At 43.8% G+C, this 18,356-nt stretch carries 11 protein-coding genes; 1 reads left to right on the top strand and 10 read right to left on the bottom strand.

What is annotated here, in order from left to right:
- Positions 1-207: 207 nt before the first annotated feature.
- The 7 genes from HC175_RS05700 to HC175_RS05670 form a co-directional block, all read right to left on the bottom strand.
- Positions 208-933 (bottom strand): energy transducer TonB, encoded by a 726-nt coding sequence (locus HC175_RS05700; protein WP_168137503.1) that lies wholly within the window; start codon positions 931-933, stop codon positions 208-210.
- 33 nt (positions 934-966) lie between these two features.
- Positions 967-1,383, bottom strand: coding sequence for a VanZ family protein (locus tag HC175_RS05695; RefSeq protein ID WP_235942526.1), 417 nt, complete (start codon positions 1,381-1,383; stop codon positions 967-969).
- On the bottom strand, positions 1,370-1,750 hold the full coding sequence (gcvH, locus tag HC175_RS05690) for a glycine cleavage system protein GcvH (protein ID WP_168137502.1): 381 nt from the start codon (positions 1,748-1,750) through the stop codon (positions 1,370-1,372). The genes HC175_RS05695 and gcvH overlap by 14 nt, the downstream gene beginning before the upstream one ends.
- Positions 1,751-1,810: 60 nt before the next feature.
- Complete coding sequence (sov, locus tag HC175_RS05685; RefSeq protein WP_168137501.1) at positions 1,811-8,959, bottom strand: T9SS outer membrane translocon Sov/SprA; 7,149 nt, start codon at positions 8,957-8,959, stop codon at positions 1,811-1,813.
- 6 nt (positions 8,960-8,965) lie between these two features.
- Entirely contained in the window at positions 8,966-9,547 is a 582-nt protein-coding gene (ruvA, locus tag HC175_RS05680; RefSeq protein WP_168137500.1) for a Holliday junction branch migration protein RuvA, read from the bottom strand.
- A gap of 167 nt (positions 9,548-9,714) precedes the next feature.
- Positions 9,715-12,006 carry an NADP-dependent malic enzyme gene (locus tag HC175_RS05675; protein WP_168137499.1) on the bottom strand — a complete coding sequence of 764 codons (2,292 nt, stop codon included), beginning with the start codon at positions 12,004-12,006 and terminating at the stop codon, positions 9,715-9,717.
- 120 nt (positions 12,007-12,126) lie between these two features.
- The gene (locus HC175_RS05670) at positions 12,127-13,989 is read right to left on the bottom strand and encodes a trehalase family glycosidase (RefSeq protein ID WP_317172095.1); all 1,863 of its coding nucleotides are present in this window, start codon (positions 13,987-13,989) and stop codon (positions 12,127-12,129) included.
- A gap of 88 nt (positions 13,990-14,077) precedes the next feature.
- On the opposite strand from HC175_RS05670, the gene HC175_RS05665 reads away from it, so the two are divergent.
- On the top strand, positions 14,078-14,842 hold the full coding sequence (locus HC175_RS05665; RefSeq protein ID WP_168137497.1) for an energy transducer TonB: 765 nt from the start codon (positions 14,078-14,080) through the stop codon (positions 14,840-14,842).
- Here the strand turns inward: HC175_RS05665 and queG are convergent.
- From queG to ruvB, 3 genes are all read right to left on the bottom strand, one after another.
- Positions 14,831-15,757 (bottom strand): tRNA epoxyqueuosine(34) reductase QueG, encoded by a 927-nt coding sequence (queG, locus tag HC175_RS05660; RefSeq protein WP_168137496.1) that lies wholly within the window; start codon positions 15,755-15,757, stop codon positions 14,831-14,833. The two genes, HC175_RS05665 and queG, sit on opposite strands and share 12 nt — an antisense overlap.
- A 112-nt stretch (positions 15,758-15,869) precedes the next feature.
- Positions 15,870-17,195, bottom strand: coding sequence for a cytochrome P450 (locus HC175_RS05655; RefSeq protein ID WP_168137495.1), 1,326 nt, complete (start codon positions 17,193-17,195; stop codon positions 15,870-15,872).
- Between the two features lie 56 nt (positions 17,196-17,251).
- Positions 17,252-18,274 (bottom strand): Holliday junction branch migration DNA helicase RuvB, encoded by a 1,023-nt coding sequence (gene ruvB, locus HC175_RS05650; RefSeq protein WP_168137494.1) that lies wholly within the window; start codon positions 18,272-18,274, stop codon positions 17,252-17,254.
- Positions 18,275-18,356 lie beyond the last annotated feature (82 nt).

Raw genomic sequence — 18,356 nt, 5'->3', positions numbered from 1 at the left:
ATAGGTATATTTAAGGATTAGTAATTCCGAAAGATCAAAAGAGATTAAAAATCAAACTATTAGTTAATCTTTTGATCATAAATCAATAACCAATCCAAAACCTAATGAAAAAGCAATTTTATCCTACAAATTTCTTACAAGCTCACCGGTAGGCATAAAAAAACCCGTACCAAACTGGAACGGGTTTTATAATATAGTAATAAAGATCTAGTCCTGAACTCTGAAGGTAATAGGTAGAGAGTAGAGAACCCCTACTGCCTGTCCACGTTGTTTACCCGGCTGCATTTTAGGCAACATGTTCACAACACGCTCAGCTTCCTGCTGAAGGCGTGGGTGAGGTGCACGTGCTCCTAAAACTGTTACAGTACCATTCTTTTCAATTCTAAACTGAACATAGATCCTGTTGATCCCACTTAGTCCAAGATCACTACCTAACCCGGTATTGAATCTTCGATTCACAAAATCGTTGATCTTTTCACTCATACAATCCTTACGGGCCTGGTTGTTCTTCATGTTCTCACATCCAGGGAAGATTGGCACGTCTTCAATAACTGCAAACGGAACATCCCCAATTTCCTCTTCCTCTTCAACAACCTCAACCTCGGCTACCTCAACGATCTCGTCCTGATTGGTTTCTGTAGATTCGATAACAGTCTCTTCTACTTCCTCCTCATCTTCAACGATCTCAATGATCTCGGGAGCTGGTGGCGGTGGTGGCGGTGGCGGTGGTGGTGGTGTATTTAACTCGGTGATTGGCACATCTTCCTCTTCCAGAGCATCCATGTCTACCATTCCGGTATCGATGGCTTCCCTGTCATAGGTTTTCCACTCAATCGCCCTCCAGGTAATAAAAAGCATAATGATCATTCCAATCTGGAAGAACAAAACGCTTCTCCTGGACAAATCAGCTTTTGGGTTCTTTTTGGGTTTCATAATTCCGTTTTAATTATAGGTTGGCTAAAATAATTATTTTTTCATTAAATCTAAATTAATCTTAGCCTTTAACCTGATTAGGTAATCCTTCAGCAGCCATACCATAAATCCTGCGAGTAAAACTCCGGTTGTATTGGCAAATACGTCGTAAAGATCCAGTTGTCGATAACTGGTGAGCACATCCTGTAAAACCTCAATAAAAATGCCAAAGGCTGTTGAAGCTACAGAAATAATGATAATGCTTTGTAACACTCTCACCGCCTCGAACGTAAAGATCGCAAATAAAGACCAAAGGAATGCTAATCCAAAATATGCACCGGCATGCATTGCTTTGTCACTTATCCCCAGATCCTTTACAGGAGTCTCTGCAAGATTAATCAATGAAAGGTAAAGAATTAAGCTGGTATAAACCAGCGCTGTTAAAAATAAAAGCAGCTTAACCTTCAACAACTTCAGCGTATTCCTCGGCGCTTAACAGATCGTCGATCTGCGAAGCATCACTGAACCTGATCTTTACCATCCAGCCTTCTCCATAAGGATCAGAATTCACCTTTTCTGGCTCATCTTCCAGGCTTTGATTAAATTCAATTATTTCACCTGAAAGTGGCGTAAATAAATCTGATACTGTTTTTACTGCTTCCACAGTACCAAAAACTTCTTCTCGTTCAAGGGTTTCATCAACAGTCTCAACTTCTACATAAACAATATCTCCCAATTCTCCCTGGGCGAAATCTGTAATTCCTACAGTGGCAACATCTCCATCAATTTTCACCCATTCGTGATCATTGGTGTACTTTAAATCTTTTGGAATCTTCATGGTTAGGTTTTTAATAACAACAAAGTTAATTTTTTAATCCTTCAAGTCAAGCCTCTGCACCTAATTTCCGAAGTTATATCTCAAAGTAACCCCCGACCTAATGGTGGTTTGAGGATAAGCCGTTGAAATGGCGTACTCAGAGAAGGCGTGATCATAATAGATAAGGGCAGTAAGATTTTTGGACAAAGCATAATCTGCAGTAAAATTGATCGCCCAAATGTCCTGCCCTGCAGTCACCTGACTGTTTTCAAGATCAAGATAGCGTATCACAGTTTCGTTATGACGATAGGAAACATCTGCTTTAAAGTTCAGGTCACTGCTTAATATCCTTTGCCTTCCCCCAATCTTAGTATCGATCTTTAGATCTTTTATCCTATATCCTAATCCCAATGTATATTGATTTCCACTGATCTCGGTAAGCAGATTATTATCAAAACTTAGCGATAGTGCGCGATCCTTTTGAACATCGGCAAGTATCTTTATGGAGTTGGTCATTTCCATGTCGATCCTCACCAGAGGGCTAAACTGCTCGGTAAGATTCACATTGGAAAATATGCTTTCACTTTTAATATTCCCAGCCTGATCAACTGCACGCGGATTGGCAGGATCATAATCAAGATTTGACTGGAATTGATTGATGGTATATCCAGCCCTATAGCCGTGATTCACCGAAAAGCGCCTGAAATTCTTCCTGAACCAGGGTAAACGCATGAAGCCGGTGTATTTCAAATTCCAGTTAGGAAGTGGAATATTTCTGAAAGCTCCGAGGGAAATATCATTAGGATCACCGCCCGTATAAGCGGCGAGGAAAGCCGGAAGTAATACATTCTGGCTATTTCTACCATATCCTACAGGATATCCAAAGGCATCTGTATCGTTCGGATCGAGACCATTTTCTTCGGCTAATCTCCTTGCAATTGCGAGTCTGTTCTCCCTGAAATCATTGAAGGTGGCCGATGCTTCAGCACTACTTTGGTTAAAGGCTGTTCCTAACAGGATCGTCGAAATATTGAAATTTCCAAAGGTCATTGGAGTAAGCGGAATATATTCATCTCCTGCTACCCGATAATTCTCCTGAAAAGTCTCCGAATACAAACGCCCTGCTGTTAATTCAATGGTAAGATCGGGCACCAGAACAACTTCGGCATTGAGCCCCAGCTGTTCATTTTCCACCTCGGTATAACGCTGATTAAAATCCTGATACAGGGTAAGCCAGCCTTTCCGCGCAGCTTCATATTTTATTTCTTCCTGGCTGCCCAGCGTAAATCCAAAGCTTGGATCCCAGGTTCCCAAAAATCCAATTCCATTAGTATAACCCGGTAAAAATATCCCATTCGTTTCCTGATAATTCAGCTGAATTCTGCGAATTGCAGTCAAGAGTCCCACGAATGTATTGTAGGTACGATCTCCGGCATTAAGCCTTTCCGTTTCCTCGGGCACCTGAGGCTTAGATGGCGTATTCCCATTCAAGGTAGGCACCGCGCGACTGCGTTCCTGGATAGATTGACCGGCTCCTTCCTTAGTCCTTTTCTTTAAACCAATATAATCATACAAGGTCTGCATCTCCAAATTAGCATTTACCTGGTGGGAATTTGAATTCTGAACGCTGTTCCCAAGATCGGGAACATCTTCCAGGATCTGGTAGATCTGAGATCCTCTCTCCCATTGAAAATTCCCGGTGTACGAATAGGTAGCCTTCACAAATTCCAAAGCCGGAACTTTCGAGAACGGCAGGTCGTAATTTAGCTGCAAGGACTGGAAATGCTGGTTTGGAATTCCAACATTAAAAAAACCGTCCCAGACTCCTGTGGTGGTATCTGGATTATTTTCATCATCAAGATAATTTCGCACGATCCTGTTTGTGGAGGAATCAAAATTAAGCCTCAGGCTTTTTGTGAAATTGTAATTGATAGTGTATTGCCAGTCAAAGAGAAAGTTTCTCTGGTAGAGCGTGGGTATTCCATTTAAAAATCCCGGCGGAAGATTGATCTCTCTAAAGGTCTGTTCATTGTACTGCCTGAAGATGGTTGAGCTCGCAGTTATATTTGAAGGAAACACATTAAAATTAAAGTCTCGTAAAAGGGCAAAATAAGCACTGCTGTCTAAAGCCCGAACATTGCGTAAAGGTTCAATATTCACTGGTGCAAAAGTATAATCATAGGTTGCACCTACCCGCACATGTTGATCAAATGCATCCTCGATCTCGAAATCCCTGTGGTCTACCTGGTTATAACTTCCGGAAAGGGTAAGGTTCTCCACATCATAAGGCATAGGTTTGGATTCCCCTACTCTTTCCTTTCTCAACCCTATTACATTGATACTTTGTCGTCTCGTATAGTCTTCTGCTCTTTCTCTAAGTTCATCCCTACGTTCCTGGGTGGCAGCATTATCGAGAACGGTTTCCAGTTCGAGATCAAGATATTCCGGATCGTATTTTGGAGTGATCAGTTCTTCTCCATAGCTGTAACTAACCGGGATCCTTATTCCCCACTTAGGCGGCAGCAGCTGGCCCATATTTAGATTACTTACCACATCATATTGCAGAAGATCTTCCCTGCTTCTCTGATTGGGTCCCTGTTCCAGAGCCCCGAATCCCACGGTACTTTTTCTTCCGGTTGCCGAAACATTTGCAAAATCGGCTACGTTGGCGTCCATATTGACTATAGCCGCCCAGCCCCCCTCGTTGTTAAGTTCAGACAAACGCAGTTCATTGAACCAGACTTCTCCACAAAGATTCCTGGAAGCAGCGTCTGGAAGACCATTTTTGACACCTAACATTAGCATTCGCACATTCCCGAAACTTGGGTTTCCTTTGATCCCTATACGCAGTCTGCCCATTTCGTATGGATCATCTGCATCCACAGGATTTCCTTCTTCCGAAAAGAAGTTGAGTTCTGTAGCAACAATATTTGGATCACCTATGACCTTAGCTTTGACTTCCTGCAGCAATTCCAGAGGCAGATTCATCCTGTTTTCTGCAGGCCAGATCTCTGAAGCACTTGCCGCACCAAATTCTGTAGGCTTTAATGGGATCTCCACCTGGTAAAAGTTATCGGTAAAATCTGTTCCTATTCGCATGAAAGCTACCAGCTCTCCCTCTCGCCAGGCAGCGCGATTGACAACAGACTCGGCGTGTACGAACATCTCGAGATTCTTGTACTGCCGCATATCGATCTGGAAATTCTTATAAACTCCTCTTGAATCCTGAGGCTCCAGGTCGCAGACATTTACTGAAAGTGATTGTTCATTTTGTCGTATCCTGGTATTGTTGTTCAGCAACTCCTCTCTTTCAACGCCGGGAGGCAGTACGTAAGGTATGGGTTGTCGATTTTCATTATCCTCAATACTTACTGATGCCACGGTAAACGTAGTATTTTCTGTAGCCGGATCAGATTTGTCGGGGTCGAGCGTCTGGGTATAGCGGCGATAATCACCTCTTACAAGGTCCATGGTTCCAAAACGAAGAACCGTGGGATCCTCAAACCCGGTGAGATACATTCTCATAAACCTGATAGAACGGAAATCTCCTATGCCTCCACGTGCTGCCGTGGGTTCATAGATTGGCACTTTGAACTGTAACCATCGTACCGGCATTTCCTGTCCATTGGGTAAAGTCGTGGAAAAAGATTTGACATCGGTCACGTACTGGCTGTTGTCAATACTCATATTTGGAAACAGCTCTACTTCATACTCGTAATAGCTGTCTACAGTATTCATGGTATTGTCTCTGTTGAGATCTTCTACAGTGGGCAAAGTAGTATTACCGCGATTAGTGTTCGAAACTTCGGGCGGGGAATTACCTTCAATTCCGTTGTAATCGAAATACCTGTTCAGGATGCTTCCTGAAGCATTTAGGAAATAATCATAATTATCTGCTGAAGGATCGGGTAGACTACTAAACCCAGGAAATCTTGCGGCTTCTTCAGCATCTGCAAGCCCGTCGTATCCAATATCCTGATTAAGCCTTTCCTGGCCCTCGGTGTTAAATGCATAAATTAGAGACTGGTTTGATGGCACTTTACCAAATTCAGTAGGAGTTGTATTTTCGACTCCCCCATTTGGAGGGAGTCCGTTTTCATATTGCTTTCGTCCGTCCTTTAAAACATCTTCTGAAATATTTCCGAGGTTAAAGACTAGCTTCCCACCGTCATTCCCTGCATTTTCCTGGTATATAAAAGGATCCATAAGCCAGAACTCGATATATTCCACATTGCTCTGCTCAAAATTAGTGGCATTCAGGGCACGGGTGATTCCTCCAAAATTTTCAGCGGGATTTGGTAGATTGTTACTTCCTGCAGCCGCTGGATTGTAGTTGTAAGGTCCTCTTAAGTTTGGATAATAGGCAAGGTCAAGGGTATAAAGCACCTGAGATTGCCCCTGCACCACATCAATATTCGGAAATATCTCATCAAGGAAGACCCGGCGCGTTGCAAAACTGGAAAGATCTGCGTCTGAAACACCCGAAGGCCGACTGCTTCCGTAGAAAATAGGGTCTATACTATACCAGGCGAGTTTCGCCCTCTTATAACCAGTGGCGAGATCACCATTTCCAAGCTCACCTCCAAAGCCCAGAGGAACACTGGAAAGTTCCCACCCCAATGGATTGTCAATAGCAATAGAGGTTTGAGCAGCTTCAAAATCGTCCACATAAGTAGTGGCCCTGCCCTCAAATTCACTGCCTTTTGGTGCCCCAGGAAGCAGGTATGCCACCTCACCTCTTAAGGAAAGGTTTGAAACAACGTCGGTATCTATGTTTGGCAGCTTGTTCACCCAGCGTGTCAAAAATGGCAATTCTGTAGAATAATTAAGATTGAGCCCCAGGATGGTATTATTAATAGGCTCGTAATTGTAATTCGATTTCTGGGTTAGAGGACGTTCATTAAGATTGAGATAGGTCGCCCCTACCAGAAAGTTTTCATTGAACATGTGCTCCAGGTGCAGCCCAGTGAAGCGTTTTGTTTGCTGCCCAAAAAGGGCATTATTCTCTGTGGATACCTGAATGGGAATATTTGAAGCCAGTAAAGCCTCATCCAGGATCTGCACTCTTCCAAATTGATAGTTCACCACGTAATCTACCCCTTCCTGTAAAACTCTTCCTCCTGCGGTCACCGTTACAGAACCCTGCGGAACATTAAAGGCTCCAATAGGAATTCCTTCCACATTTGAAGATTTGTACCTCCCGCGAAGCTGAAACTTGTTCTTCTCGGCCTGCTGCTGTTCTGCCTGTGTCTTTGTGGTGTTATAAAGCGCCCTGAAAACATATTTCTGCTGATTTTCATTCCAGGTCTCAGGAATCTCATATTCCTCGGACCCTGTATTGGGGTTTGGATCCAACTTGTTGAAAAGGTACTCCCCAAATGGTTCAACAGAGGTAAAAATGATGTTTCCTGTTTCAGGATGAATGGTGATTCCCGGCACAAAATCAAAGAAACCATCTCCACTGGAAATAGGATCGCCGTTAATATTCAGGTTGTCGAGATTAAAAACACGAAGTAAGGTAGTTTGCTCCACATCTTCGGGCAGCGGCACTCCTTCAACCCCGGTAATATAATTAAGAGGTTGAGGATCTGTATATACAATATTCATCCTGAAATCATCCCTCTCCAGGTTAAAAGCACCAAGATTGTAAATGTTTTTCATCATAAGATCCCACACCGGTTCATCTACATTCGTAACTGAGCTTTTTAGCATTTTCACCACGAGATTCTGGGAAATTGAAGATTCTATTCCGGTTCCTCCCGAAGCATCTATTCCATCATTCGCAAATTCCCCTACCTGGTAAACTTCTCCGCCCACTGTATATTGGAAAGCTACAGCCAGGATCTCATCACTTGCCAGCCGTTGATTAAGAGAAATATAACCTAACTGGGAGTTGAGTCGGTATTCTGTGGGTTTTAATTGTCGGGCGTTTTCCAATTTTACGTAATCGCGTCCTTCCGAAACCTGTAAGCCGCCAAATCCGGCTTCTACCCGCGCAACGTCTCTAATTGCGGGGGTGAGGATTGATTCCTCCGGACCTGTAATTCCGAAGGGATTGAGGTCGTTGTTCCGGTTATCTGCAAACGAACCCGCCGGGCGATTGAAAAATCCGGCAGGAGGATTCTCCAGGCCTATGTTTCCAGGAACAGGCGATTCTCCCAGGTCCTGAATTGCAACAATGTTCCTGGTGTCAGTGAGATTTTGAACGTTGTTGGTCCTGTTGGTCACCCAAATCTGAACCCGTGTAATTTGAACGTTGGAGTTAATGAACGGGTAATTCTCCAGCGCTCTGTCATAATTATCCCGAAAATAATGGGCGAGGAAAAAGTGTCGGTTCTCATCATATTCAATGGCGAATTTATCAAACTCCTGTACGGTGGCTCCTCCTTCCACATTCACTGTGCGCCTTTCCGACTTCTGCTCCGAAAAAACTCCGGTGATCGTTGTCTTTCCGAACTGCAGCTGAGTTTTTACTCCGAACAAGCTTTGCGCTCCCTGTATTAAAGCAGAATTGAGGGGCATATTAATATTTCCCACTTCTATTTTCTGAATAATATCATCTTCGGTAGGAGTATATTCCAGTTTCAACTGGTTTTGAAAATCGAAGGTTGATTCGGTATCGTAATTTGCAGTTACCTTAAGGCGCTCACCAATATTCCCCAGTAGGCTCAGCTGAATTCGCTGGTCGAAATCAAATGTGAAGGTACTCCTGTTCCTCGGCGAAAAAGCAGGATTATCTCTTTTTGAATAAAGCACTCCAAGATCAAGCGCGACAGATCCCTGCGGAATCAGTTCAATATCTCCTCCCCCAAAAATATTCTGAAAGAAGTCTGAATTCACATAAAATCCCGGAAGCAGATCCCGTTGATCTTCTTCTGTTCCCGATTTCCTTCCGGATAATGCATCAGATTTTTCCTGAAAATACCGCTGCATCTCCTCCTGAATCACCAGTTCCTGGTATTCTTCGGGCGTAAGGATGAGAGGCACAGAAATGTTGACGCTTCCCAGTTTCTCAGTATAAAGATACCGGTCCAGGATAGGGTCATAAGTATAGGAATTTACAATACTGTTAGGATTGCGAAGGCGTATCTTACCAAGGGAATATCCCGTTTTAGTGCTGTCTTGCGGCACTTCTGTCTCCTGGGCATTAGACGTGAATGAAAAGGCCAGTGCACAAATAAGCGCAATGGAATAGGAAAGCCAAAACCGATGGTTATAGTTCTGCCCCAAAGGAATTTATAATTTTTTAAGTGCCTGCTTAATAAGAGATTCTACCGTAGCATCAGGTTCTTCTTTAACAATTCTCTCCACCACCTTTTCCGATTGCTTCCGGGTATACCCCAAAGTCTCTAAAGCTGATAACGCTTCTTCGCGACTTGTATTGCTTTTTTGTGCCGAAACTTCGTCTATTCCAAACACTTTTACGATTTTGTCTTTTAGATCTATTATGACCCGTTGGGCTGTCTTGGCGCCAATACCTTTTATACCCTGTACAGTAGCAACGTCTCCCGCTGCAATAGCCTCCATAATTTGGCGAGGTTCAAGTGAAGACAGCATGCTGCGCGCAGTGCTCGCTCCCACCCCCGAAACAGAGATAAGCAGCCTGAAGATCTCCCGCTCACTTTTTTCCCAAAATCCATATAAGGTATGGGAATCTTCCTTCACCTGAAGATGCGTATATAACTGCAAATTCTCATTGGAAGATATCTGTGAAAAAGTGTGAAGGGAAATATGAATGAAATATCCGATTCCGTTGCAATCTATCACTACATTAGTAGGATTCTTTTCAACCAATCGGCCTTTAACGCTATAGATCATGAAACAAGGTGTTCTTGGTTCAAATGTAAGAAATTAAACACGATAGGGAAATAAGAAATAGCCGCAGGTACATCTTTCAAAAATGGCCATTTTCAATGTGTTTTTTCTGAAAATAAAAACCGGGAAAGAATTTCTCCTTGCCCGGTCCTTATCTTTATCATTTTCTCTTACTGTTCTCGTTTTGCTTTCCGCTCTTTTTCCTGGGCATCGACCACGGCCACAGCAGTCATGTTCACAATTTCCTCTACACTTGCTCCCAGCTGAAGTACGTGTACCGGCTTGTTCATTCCCATAAGAATTGGACCTACAGATTCTGTTTTGTTAAGCTCTTTTATAAGCTTATAGGTACTGTTTCCCGAATCCAGGTTTGGAAATACAAGAGTATTTACCTTACGACCTGCCAGTTTTGAAAAAGGAAACTTATTCTGCAGCATTTCGCTGTTAAGAGCAAAATCTGTCTGCATTTCCCCATCCACAATAAGGTCGGGGTAAAAACGATGCAGGTAGTCTACAGCTTCCTTCACCTTCTCGGCCTTTTCATTCTGGGATGACCCAAAGTTCCCGTAAGAGATCATTGCGATCACAGGTTCCATTCCAAATAATCTAACAGTGCGCGCAGTCATTTGTGCTATTTTCCCCAGCTCTTTTGCTGTAGGATCTATATTTACAGAGGTATCACTAATGAATAAAGGTCCTCTGGAAGTATTCATAAGATTCGTAGCTGCTACTTTAGAAACGCCTTTCGCCTTCCCAATAAGCTCCAGCATAGGTCTTAGCACTGTGGGATAAGCTCGTGAGTAGCCAGAAAGCAGGGCGTCTGCATCTCCCTCATTGACCATCATGGCTGCAAAATAGTTACGTTGCCGCATGAGCAGCTGTGCATCATAGCGCGTCACGCCTTTACGTTTCCGCGTTTGCCAGTAAACATCTGCATATCTGTTACGGCGTCCATTTTCATCATCAGATTTTGAGTCGATTATTGGAACATCATCTGCATGGAAATCAATTTCCCGCATTAGCTCTTCTATCACATCCCGTCGCCCTAGAAGAATTGGTTTTGCAATTCCCTCGTCATAAGCGATCTGCGCAGCCTTAAGTACATCGAGATGATCTGCCTCCGCAAAAATGACTCTTTTAGGGTCCATTTTTGCACGGTTCATAAGCAGGCGTGTGATCTTATTATCGTTCCCCATTCTTTCCAGAAGCTCATCTTCATAACGGGCCCAGTCGAGAATAGGATTCTTGGCAACACCACTTTCCATTGCTGCTTTTGCAACTGCCGGGGGCACCTGCGTGATCAGTCTGGGATCAAAAGGTTTTGGAATGATATAATCCTTTCCAAAGTTCAGTTTCGTTTCTCCATAGGCAATATTCACCTGCTCGGGTACTGGTTCTTTCGCCAGCCTGGCAAGCGCCTTTACGGCTGCCATCTTCATTTCCTCATTGATCTTGGTCGCCCTAACATCTAGTGCTCCCCTAAAAATAAAGGGGAATCCCAGTACATTGTTCACCTGATTAGGATGATCACTACGCCCCGTAGCCATAATGATGTCCTTCCGGGTAGAGATGGCAAGATCATAATCTATTTCGGGGTCTGGATTGGCCATAGCAAAGACGATAGGACGCTTGGCCATCTTCTTCAGCATTTCGGGAGTAACAATATTCCCTACAGAAAGCCCCAGAAAAACATCGGCCCCATCCATTGCAGCCGCTAGATTTTCATATATCTTTTTTACAGCAAATCTTTTCTGAAGGTCAGAAAGGTCCTGCCTGTCCTTGTGCAAAACTCCATTTACGTCAAACATGATAATGTTCTCTACCTTTACTCCAAGCAGAACATAAAGATTTGCACAGGCAATTGCAGCAGACCCAGCACCCGAGATCACCACCTTCACTTTTCCTATCTTTTTACCTGCAAGATCTAAAGCATTGAGCAGTGCCGCCGAAGAAATTATGGCCGTTCCATGTTGATCATCATGCATTACCGGAATATCCAACTCCTCCTTAAGCCTTCTCTCAATTTCAAAAGCTTCGGGCGCAGCAATATCTTCCAGATTGATCCCTCCAAAAGTTGGTGCAATGTTCTTCACTGTTTTTACAAAAGCATCTACATCTTTTGTATCCACCTCAATATCAAAGACATCAATATCTGCAAAGATCTTAAAGAGCAGACCTTTACCTTCCATTACCGGCTTGGAAGCTTCGGGACCAATATCTCCCAGCCCCAAGACTGCGGTACCATTAGAGATCACTGCCACCAGGTTTCCTTTAGTGGTATACTTATAAACGTTCTCTACATTTTTATGAATTTCCAGGCAAGGTTCTGCTACCCCTGGGGAATATGCCAGCGAGAGGTCGCGTTGCGTAGAATATTTCTTGGTAGGTACAACCTGTATCTTTCCGGGATTGGGTTTTGCGTGGTAAATTAAAGCTTCACGCCTTTTGCGTTCGTTCTTCATAAATTTCCTGTTTACTCAGGACAGGCAAAGGTAAAGAGTTTCATTATTATGGCTATTGATCCCTATTATTTTTTACCAACTTCCTGGATTTATGATGCGGCCATTAGTCCAAGTTCCAATTTACTGCTCATCAAAATCCGGCTCCTCTGCCGGAACCAGCTCATCAAGTTTTTGCCGAAACTTCTCCGGAAGTAATTCCAGCCCTAATTGATAAGAAGCGTTCATCCAGCCAAATCCTGATGTGGTGATATAGTCGAATTCAGTACCCACATTGCCGTATTCTGCATAGACTTTATGCGTGGCGTTGACCACATCATATTTTTCGGGGATTGTACCGTTATAATCTACTGCATTCCTGGTGATCATATACAGCCAGCGGTAGATGAGCTCATAAGCTTCAGCTTCAAAACCATAATCGATCAATCCCTGCCACAACAGCATTTGATGCGGGGCCCAGCCATAAGGATAGTCCCACTGGCGCTGTACCTCGTTGGTCGCAGTTTCTTCTACCGAAGCTTTTGCACTTGCCAATATTCCGCCGGTTGTCTTTAGATCCTGCATCAGGTTCCTGACCATTGCTTCTGCCTGTGCTTCGGAAGCAATTCCGCTCCACAACGGGTAAAAATTAGTAGCTGAAATATATCCTGTCTGCACTCCTTCCTGAGAATTATAATCAAAAAAACTCCCCGCCTTCTCATTCCACAGATACTTATTGATAAGCTGCTTTCTTGCTTCGGCTTTTTGACGCCAGGATTCTGAGGTATACGTCTCCCCTGAAGCAGCTGCAAAATGCCCATTGAAGTATTTATCGATGAGGTATGCAAAATCTGTTTCGTATTTGTACAACAGCGAATTGAGATCTACTGTGTTAAGATGCGCAGCTCTGTTCTCAAGCCTCCATGAGGTATCATGGCCGCTCTCCCTTACACTTCGGTCATGAACAAAATATTTATCCAGTTCCTTATCCACAATCTCTCCCGACTTATATTTCTCCTCAAATTCCAGAACCGGAAGCTCATGTTTCGCAGCATAAACTTTTAACACCTCCTCAAAATGCCCTTTTTCAGTCTCTGGCGGGATGCCTATGCCCTGCCCCAAATATCGATTGAGACCAGGAGGGGTCAATCTTGCCCCTGGCTCCATCCAGACTTCCTCATATTCTTTGATTGCAGCTTGAAGTGCGCTTTTCAGCCAGCCGGAATCCTTGGTTTCCATGGCTTCGTAGACCTCCCGAACAAAAGAAGACATGAATGGCGGCTGTGATCTTGTGAGATAATAAGACCTGTTCGCATTCAGGATCTTTCCGTAGTGATCGATTTGATAGATGAAATTATCCACCATCGCCTTAGCCAGGTCAATTCGACCGTCAATGATTAGTCCTACCCCTTCAAAATAGCTGTCCCAGCCATACATTTCATTGAACCTGCCGCCCGGAACCACGAATGGAACGCCCTTGCCATTCTCAATTTTTAAAGCAAGAAGTCCGGGTTTATCATTAATGGATTTCACGTATTGCGGACTTATTTTCTGCGGAAGAACTACTACTTCAAATCCATCAAATTCACCTTGAAGATCTTTGTAATATTTAATTCCTGCAGTGTCTGTTGCGGGAACGTACAGCCGTTGCACCCCATCTGAAGCTTTTGTGTCTTTCAGAATTTTCCTCAGGCCTTTCCTGTCAATGCTGCGAGTGAGGTCATCCCAGAATTCTTCTCTAATGCGCCTCGAAATGCGCTGGCTGGGTGGCTCCTGTATCTCGTTAATAGAAACAGTTAGCGTATCCTTCTCTTCTGCACGGGCCAGTGCCAGCTCCTGTAACAAATTTGACAAGTGGTAGATCTCACTAATTGCTATCGAATCTCCTTCTGCAAGAGGTGCCAAAAAAGGCATTTTTGGATGGTCTTCTATGGTGATCTTCCTATCCCCATCTGTGTCGGCAGTGGCAAGAAGTCGTTCAAGAGAGGTATCAACCTTGAGCTGCAACCGCTCTTCCTGGGAAAAACACGTTGCTGAATAGCATGTAAAAAGAAGTACAAATAAAATTTTTTCTATTTTTAAACAAAATCTGTTCATGAAGTCTTTCCTCTTTTCATTTCTTATTTTCTTTATTTCCTTCACAAGTCTTGGCCAGGAGACATTTATAATTTCGGCAGTAGATGAAGCACCCTTTATTAAAGAGTGTTATGATCCTAATAAAGATACTAAAGAATGTTTTAATCAAAACCTGAGCGATCATGTAAAAAGCAACCTGGTCACACCAAAAACGCTGAAAGGGGAAGGAAAGGCCTATGCTACTTTTCAGGTGAGTGAAAAGGGAAAAATTGAGGAGATCAAAGTAAAGGCGACAGATGAAGATCAAAAAGCTGAAGTCATTCGGGTGCTGTCTGAGATCAGGATCCTGGAACCTGCGAAGGTAAAAGGCAAGGCCGTGGCTATGAGCTATGCAATGCCAATTATCTTTAAGCAGGAAATGTTTGACAGTTACGCCAGTTATTTTGAAACCCGCGCTAAAGATCTACCGCACGCACGCAGTACGGCCTTCCCTCCACATGTTGCTGCCTGCGCTTCAAAAGATGATAAGTTCCAATGCTTTTCAAATAGTATAGAAAACATGATAAGAGAAAATGTAGCTGCTAAACCGGGAGGCGTGCTTAATCTATCTTTTGAAATTGACAAGGAGGCAAAGCTTCAAAATGTGACAGTTCTTAGCCATAATGATCAAAATGCCAGTAAGCAGGCAAAAAGTTTTTTAGAGCAACTCAGCTTAAAAGGCCCGGCACGTAATGAGCAAAAGCAACCGGTTAAAAGCTATTACTATGAAAGATTAGTCTTTTAAAAATTTAATATTTCTGGTGAGACCGCTGTATTTCGTTCGCTTAACTGCCGACTTCTTAAAAACCTTTCTGAAGGTCTCTTCCGTAATTTCCTCCCAGTCCTTTTTGCTCATTGCCAGCAGCTCGGGATGTGGATTGAATAAAGGTTCCTTATGAGACTGAGAAAAACGGTTCCATGGACAAACATCCTGGCAAATATCACAGCCAAAAGCCCAGTCCGCAAACTTTCCTTTTATTTCCTGTGGCAGCTCTTCCTTAAGTTCAATGGTGAAATAGGAAATACATTTACTGCCGTCAACTTTGTAAGGTTCCACGATAGCCTGGGTGGGACAGGCATCTATACAAGCGGTACAGCTCCCACAGTGATCTGTCACGGGAAGATCATACTCTAGTTCCATATCCACAATGAGCTCGGCTACGAAAAAAAAGGAACCTTTCTGTTTAGACAGGAGCAGGGTATGTTTCCCCACCCAACCCAAACCGCTCTTTGCTGCCCACGCCTTATCCATAACTGGTGCAGAATCAACAAAGGCTCTTCCAGAAACCTCTCCTATTTCCTGCTGAATGAATTGTAGCAAACTTTTGAGTTTATCCTTAATGACAAAGTGATAATCTGTACCGTAAGCATACTTGCTTACCTTATACGAACCTTCCCGCTGCTTTTCTTCAGGATAATAATTGAGCAAAAGAGAAATTACACTTTTTGAACCTTCAACAAGTTTGGTAGGGTCTAGTCGCTTGTCAAAATGATTCTCCAAAAATGACATTTTTCCCTGCCTTTGTTTTGAAAGGTATTCTTCCAGCCGGGGAGCTTCCTCTTCAAGGAATCCGGCTTTGGAAATTCCGCAGGAGAGAAACCCGAGGCGATCGGCTTCGGCTTTTATAAGGCTGGTATATCTACTTGCTTGTGAATTCACTTTACGGAAGTTTGCAATATCTGTGCCCGACACTCAAAATTAACGGGTGTCAAAAATAGCATTTTTGAAGGGTATTATTTTAAACTGTCGGGGAGACTTAAGTGCTGAAAATTTATCTAGCTGAAAATTTAAGAATTGCATTCTTCGGCTTGAGGGTGATAAGGGGCTCGATCTCTATCTCTCCTCTCGCTCCGGAAATCTGGTATTTTGAAACCAACTGGGCGATGGCGATCACCATTTCGTACATCGCAAAATTGTTCCCGATACATTTTCGCGGTCCGGCGCCAAATGGAAAATAATTTTTAGTTCTTACTTCTGAAAATCTTTCGGGGCGAAATTCATCGGGCTGATCCCAGAAATCCGGGTGCCGGTGGATCTCGTAGATGGAAAACAGAAGACTGGAACCTGCCGAATATTCCTTTCCTTCGAACTGGTCGTCCTCTAAATTCACCCGATCTATAAAATACGCAGGAGGATACAAGCGCATCGCTTCCTCTACTACCTGCTGGGTGTAAGGGCAATTCTTGATTTCCTGCATATGGTCACCTCCAGAAGCCATTTTTGAAGCCTCTATTTCTGCAAAGATCTTTTCCTGCACTTCCGGATTTCGGGCTAAAAGTTCACAGGTAAAAGTGAGGGCATTTGAAGTGGTTTCATGACCGGCCGTGAACAGAATAAGGATCTCATCCAGTAATTGTTCTTCACTCATTGCCGTACCATCTTCGTACCGCGCTTCAAGAAGCATGTCTAAAAGATCATTGTGCTGCGCCTTGCTTTTTTTGCGCTCTTTTATCACTTTTAGCAGGATATGCCGGGCTTCTGCGGTAAGCGCCAGGTGCCCTTTGATCTTTCCTGTCCAGTTAAAGTACCACGCAAGATAGGGCTGCCGCAACTCTTTTACCAGCATTTTTTGTGCCGCCTCGGTGATGTATTGCAACTTGTCAATTTCCTGCTGCCCCACTGCGCTACTAAAAAGTGACTTCACTACGGTTTGGAAAGCGAGATCATTGAACACCGGAAAAATATCCATAGGGACATCTGTTCTTATTTTGGCCAGCTCCACTCCTACTGCCGCTTTTACTTTGTCTAAAAGTCCTGCCAGTTGTTTTTTATGAAAAGCCGGCTGAATGAGTTTCCGCTGTTTTTTCCATAGTTCCCCTTCGGCTGTAAGGAGGCCATGACCGAGATATTTTGCCATATCAACAGTCTGAATTTCAGATTTCTTATAGTTCTTCTGATTCTTCTGTAGTACATATTCGGCAAAGGCAGCATCACGCGAGAATATGATCTCCCGACCAAAACCGAGTTTCAGCTTAAAAGTATCCCCATGCTTCTGAAAATTGCGCTTGTGAAAAGGCAGCGGATTCTTCAGAATATTGGCGGCACTCGTGTAAAAGTGAATTCGTGATACAGTAGGTATGCCTTTGGTGTCTTTCATTTACGAGAATAGATGTAGGCCTCCCTTATTCGCGAAACCTTTAGGTCTGGACATTTTTAAAACAATCCACCCTGAATACCACCTCTTACTCTTCCGAGGTGTTTATAGGCAGCTTCGGTAACTTCACGCCCTCGAGGCGTCCTCTGGATAAAGCCTTGTTGTATAAGGAAAGGTTCATAGACCTCCTCTATAGTTTCGGCACTCTCGCTAACCGCCGTGGCCAGGGTAGTGATCCCAACCGGACCGCCCTTGAACTTGTCAATAATAGTAACAAGGATCTTGTTATCCATTTCATCGAGTCCATGCGCATCAACGTTCAAAGCTTTTAAGCTGTACTTCGCGATCTCGATGTCGATCTTGCCATTTCCTTTGATCTGGGCGAAATCTCTCACCCTTCTCAACAGCGCATTGGCAATACGTGGCGTACCGCGGCTACGGCCCGCAATCTCTATCGCAGCTTCCATCGTGATGGGAACTTTAAGGATCTGGGCGCTCCGCTGAACGATATCTGAGAGCAATTCGGTGGTGTAGTATTCGAGTCGGCTGGAGATTCCGAAGCGGGCACGCATAGGCGCAGTTAGCAATCCGCTGCGTGTTGTGGCGCCAATAAGGGTAAAAGGGTTCAGGTTGATCTGAACGGAACGGGCATTGGGGCCTGTTTCGATCATGATATCGATCTTATAATCTTCCATGGCCGAATAAAGGTACTCTTCCACCACAGCACTAAGACGATGTATCTCATCGATGAATAATACATCCCGCTCTTCAAGGTTGGTGAGCAGACCGGCAAGGTCTCCAGGCTTGTCTAGAACCGGGCCGGAGGTCACTTTAATGCCTACGCCAAGCTCATTGGCAAGGATGTGAGCCAAAGTAGTCTTACCCAGGCCAGGAGGGCCATGAAAAAGTGTATGATCAAGGGCTTCACCGCGCTGATTGGCTGCCTTGACAAAAACCTTCAGGTTATCCAACACCTGGTCCTGCCCTGCAAAATCATCGAAGTCGAGAGGTCTTAGAGCTCTTTCGATATCCATTTCTTCCGAAGAAAAATTTTCGCCGGTGGGATCAAGGTTTTCGTTCATACAAGGACAATTAGGAAAACAAAGATAAAAGAAAAAGCCTTTTCATGGGGGCGAAAAGGCTTTTAGATATGAGGTGATAAGA

The sequence above is a fragment of the Salinimicrobium oceani genome (assembly GCF_012037645.1).
Note: the sequence above shows the minus strand (reverse complement) of the source record. Positions and strands in the feature narration are given on the sequence as shown.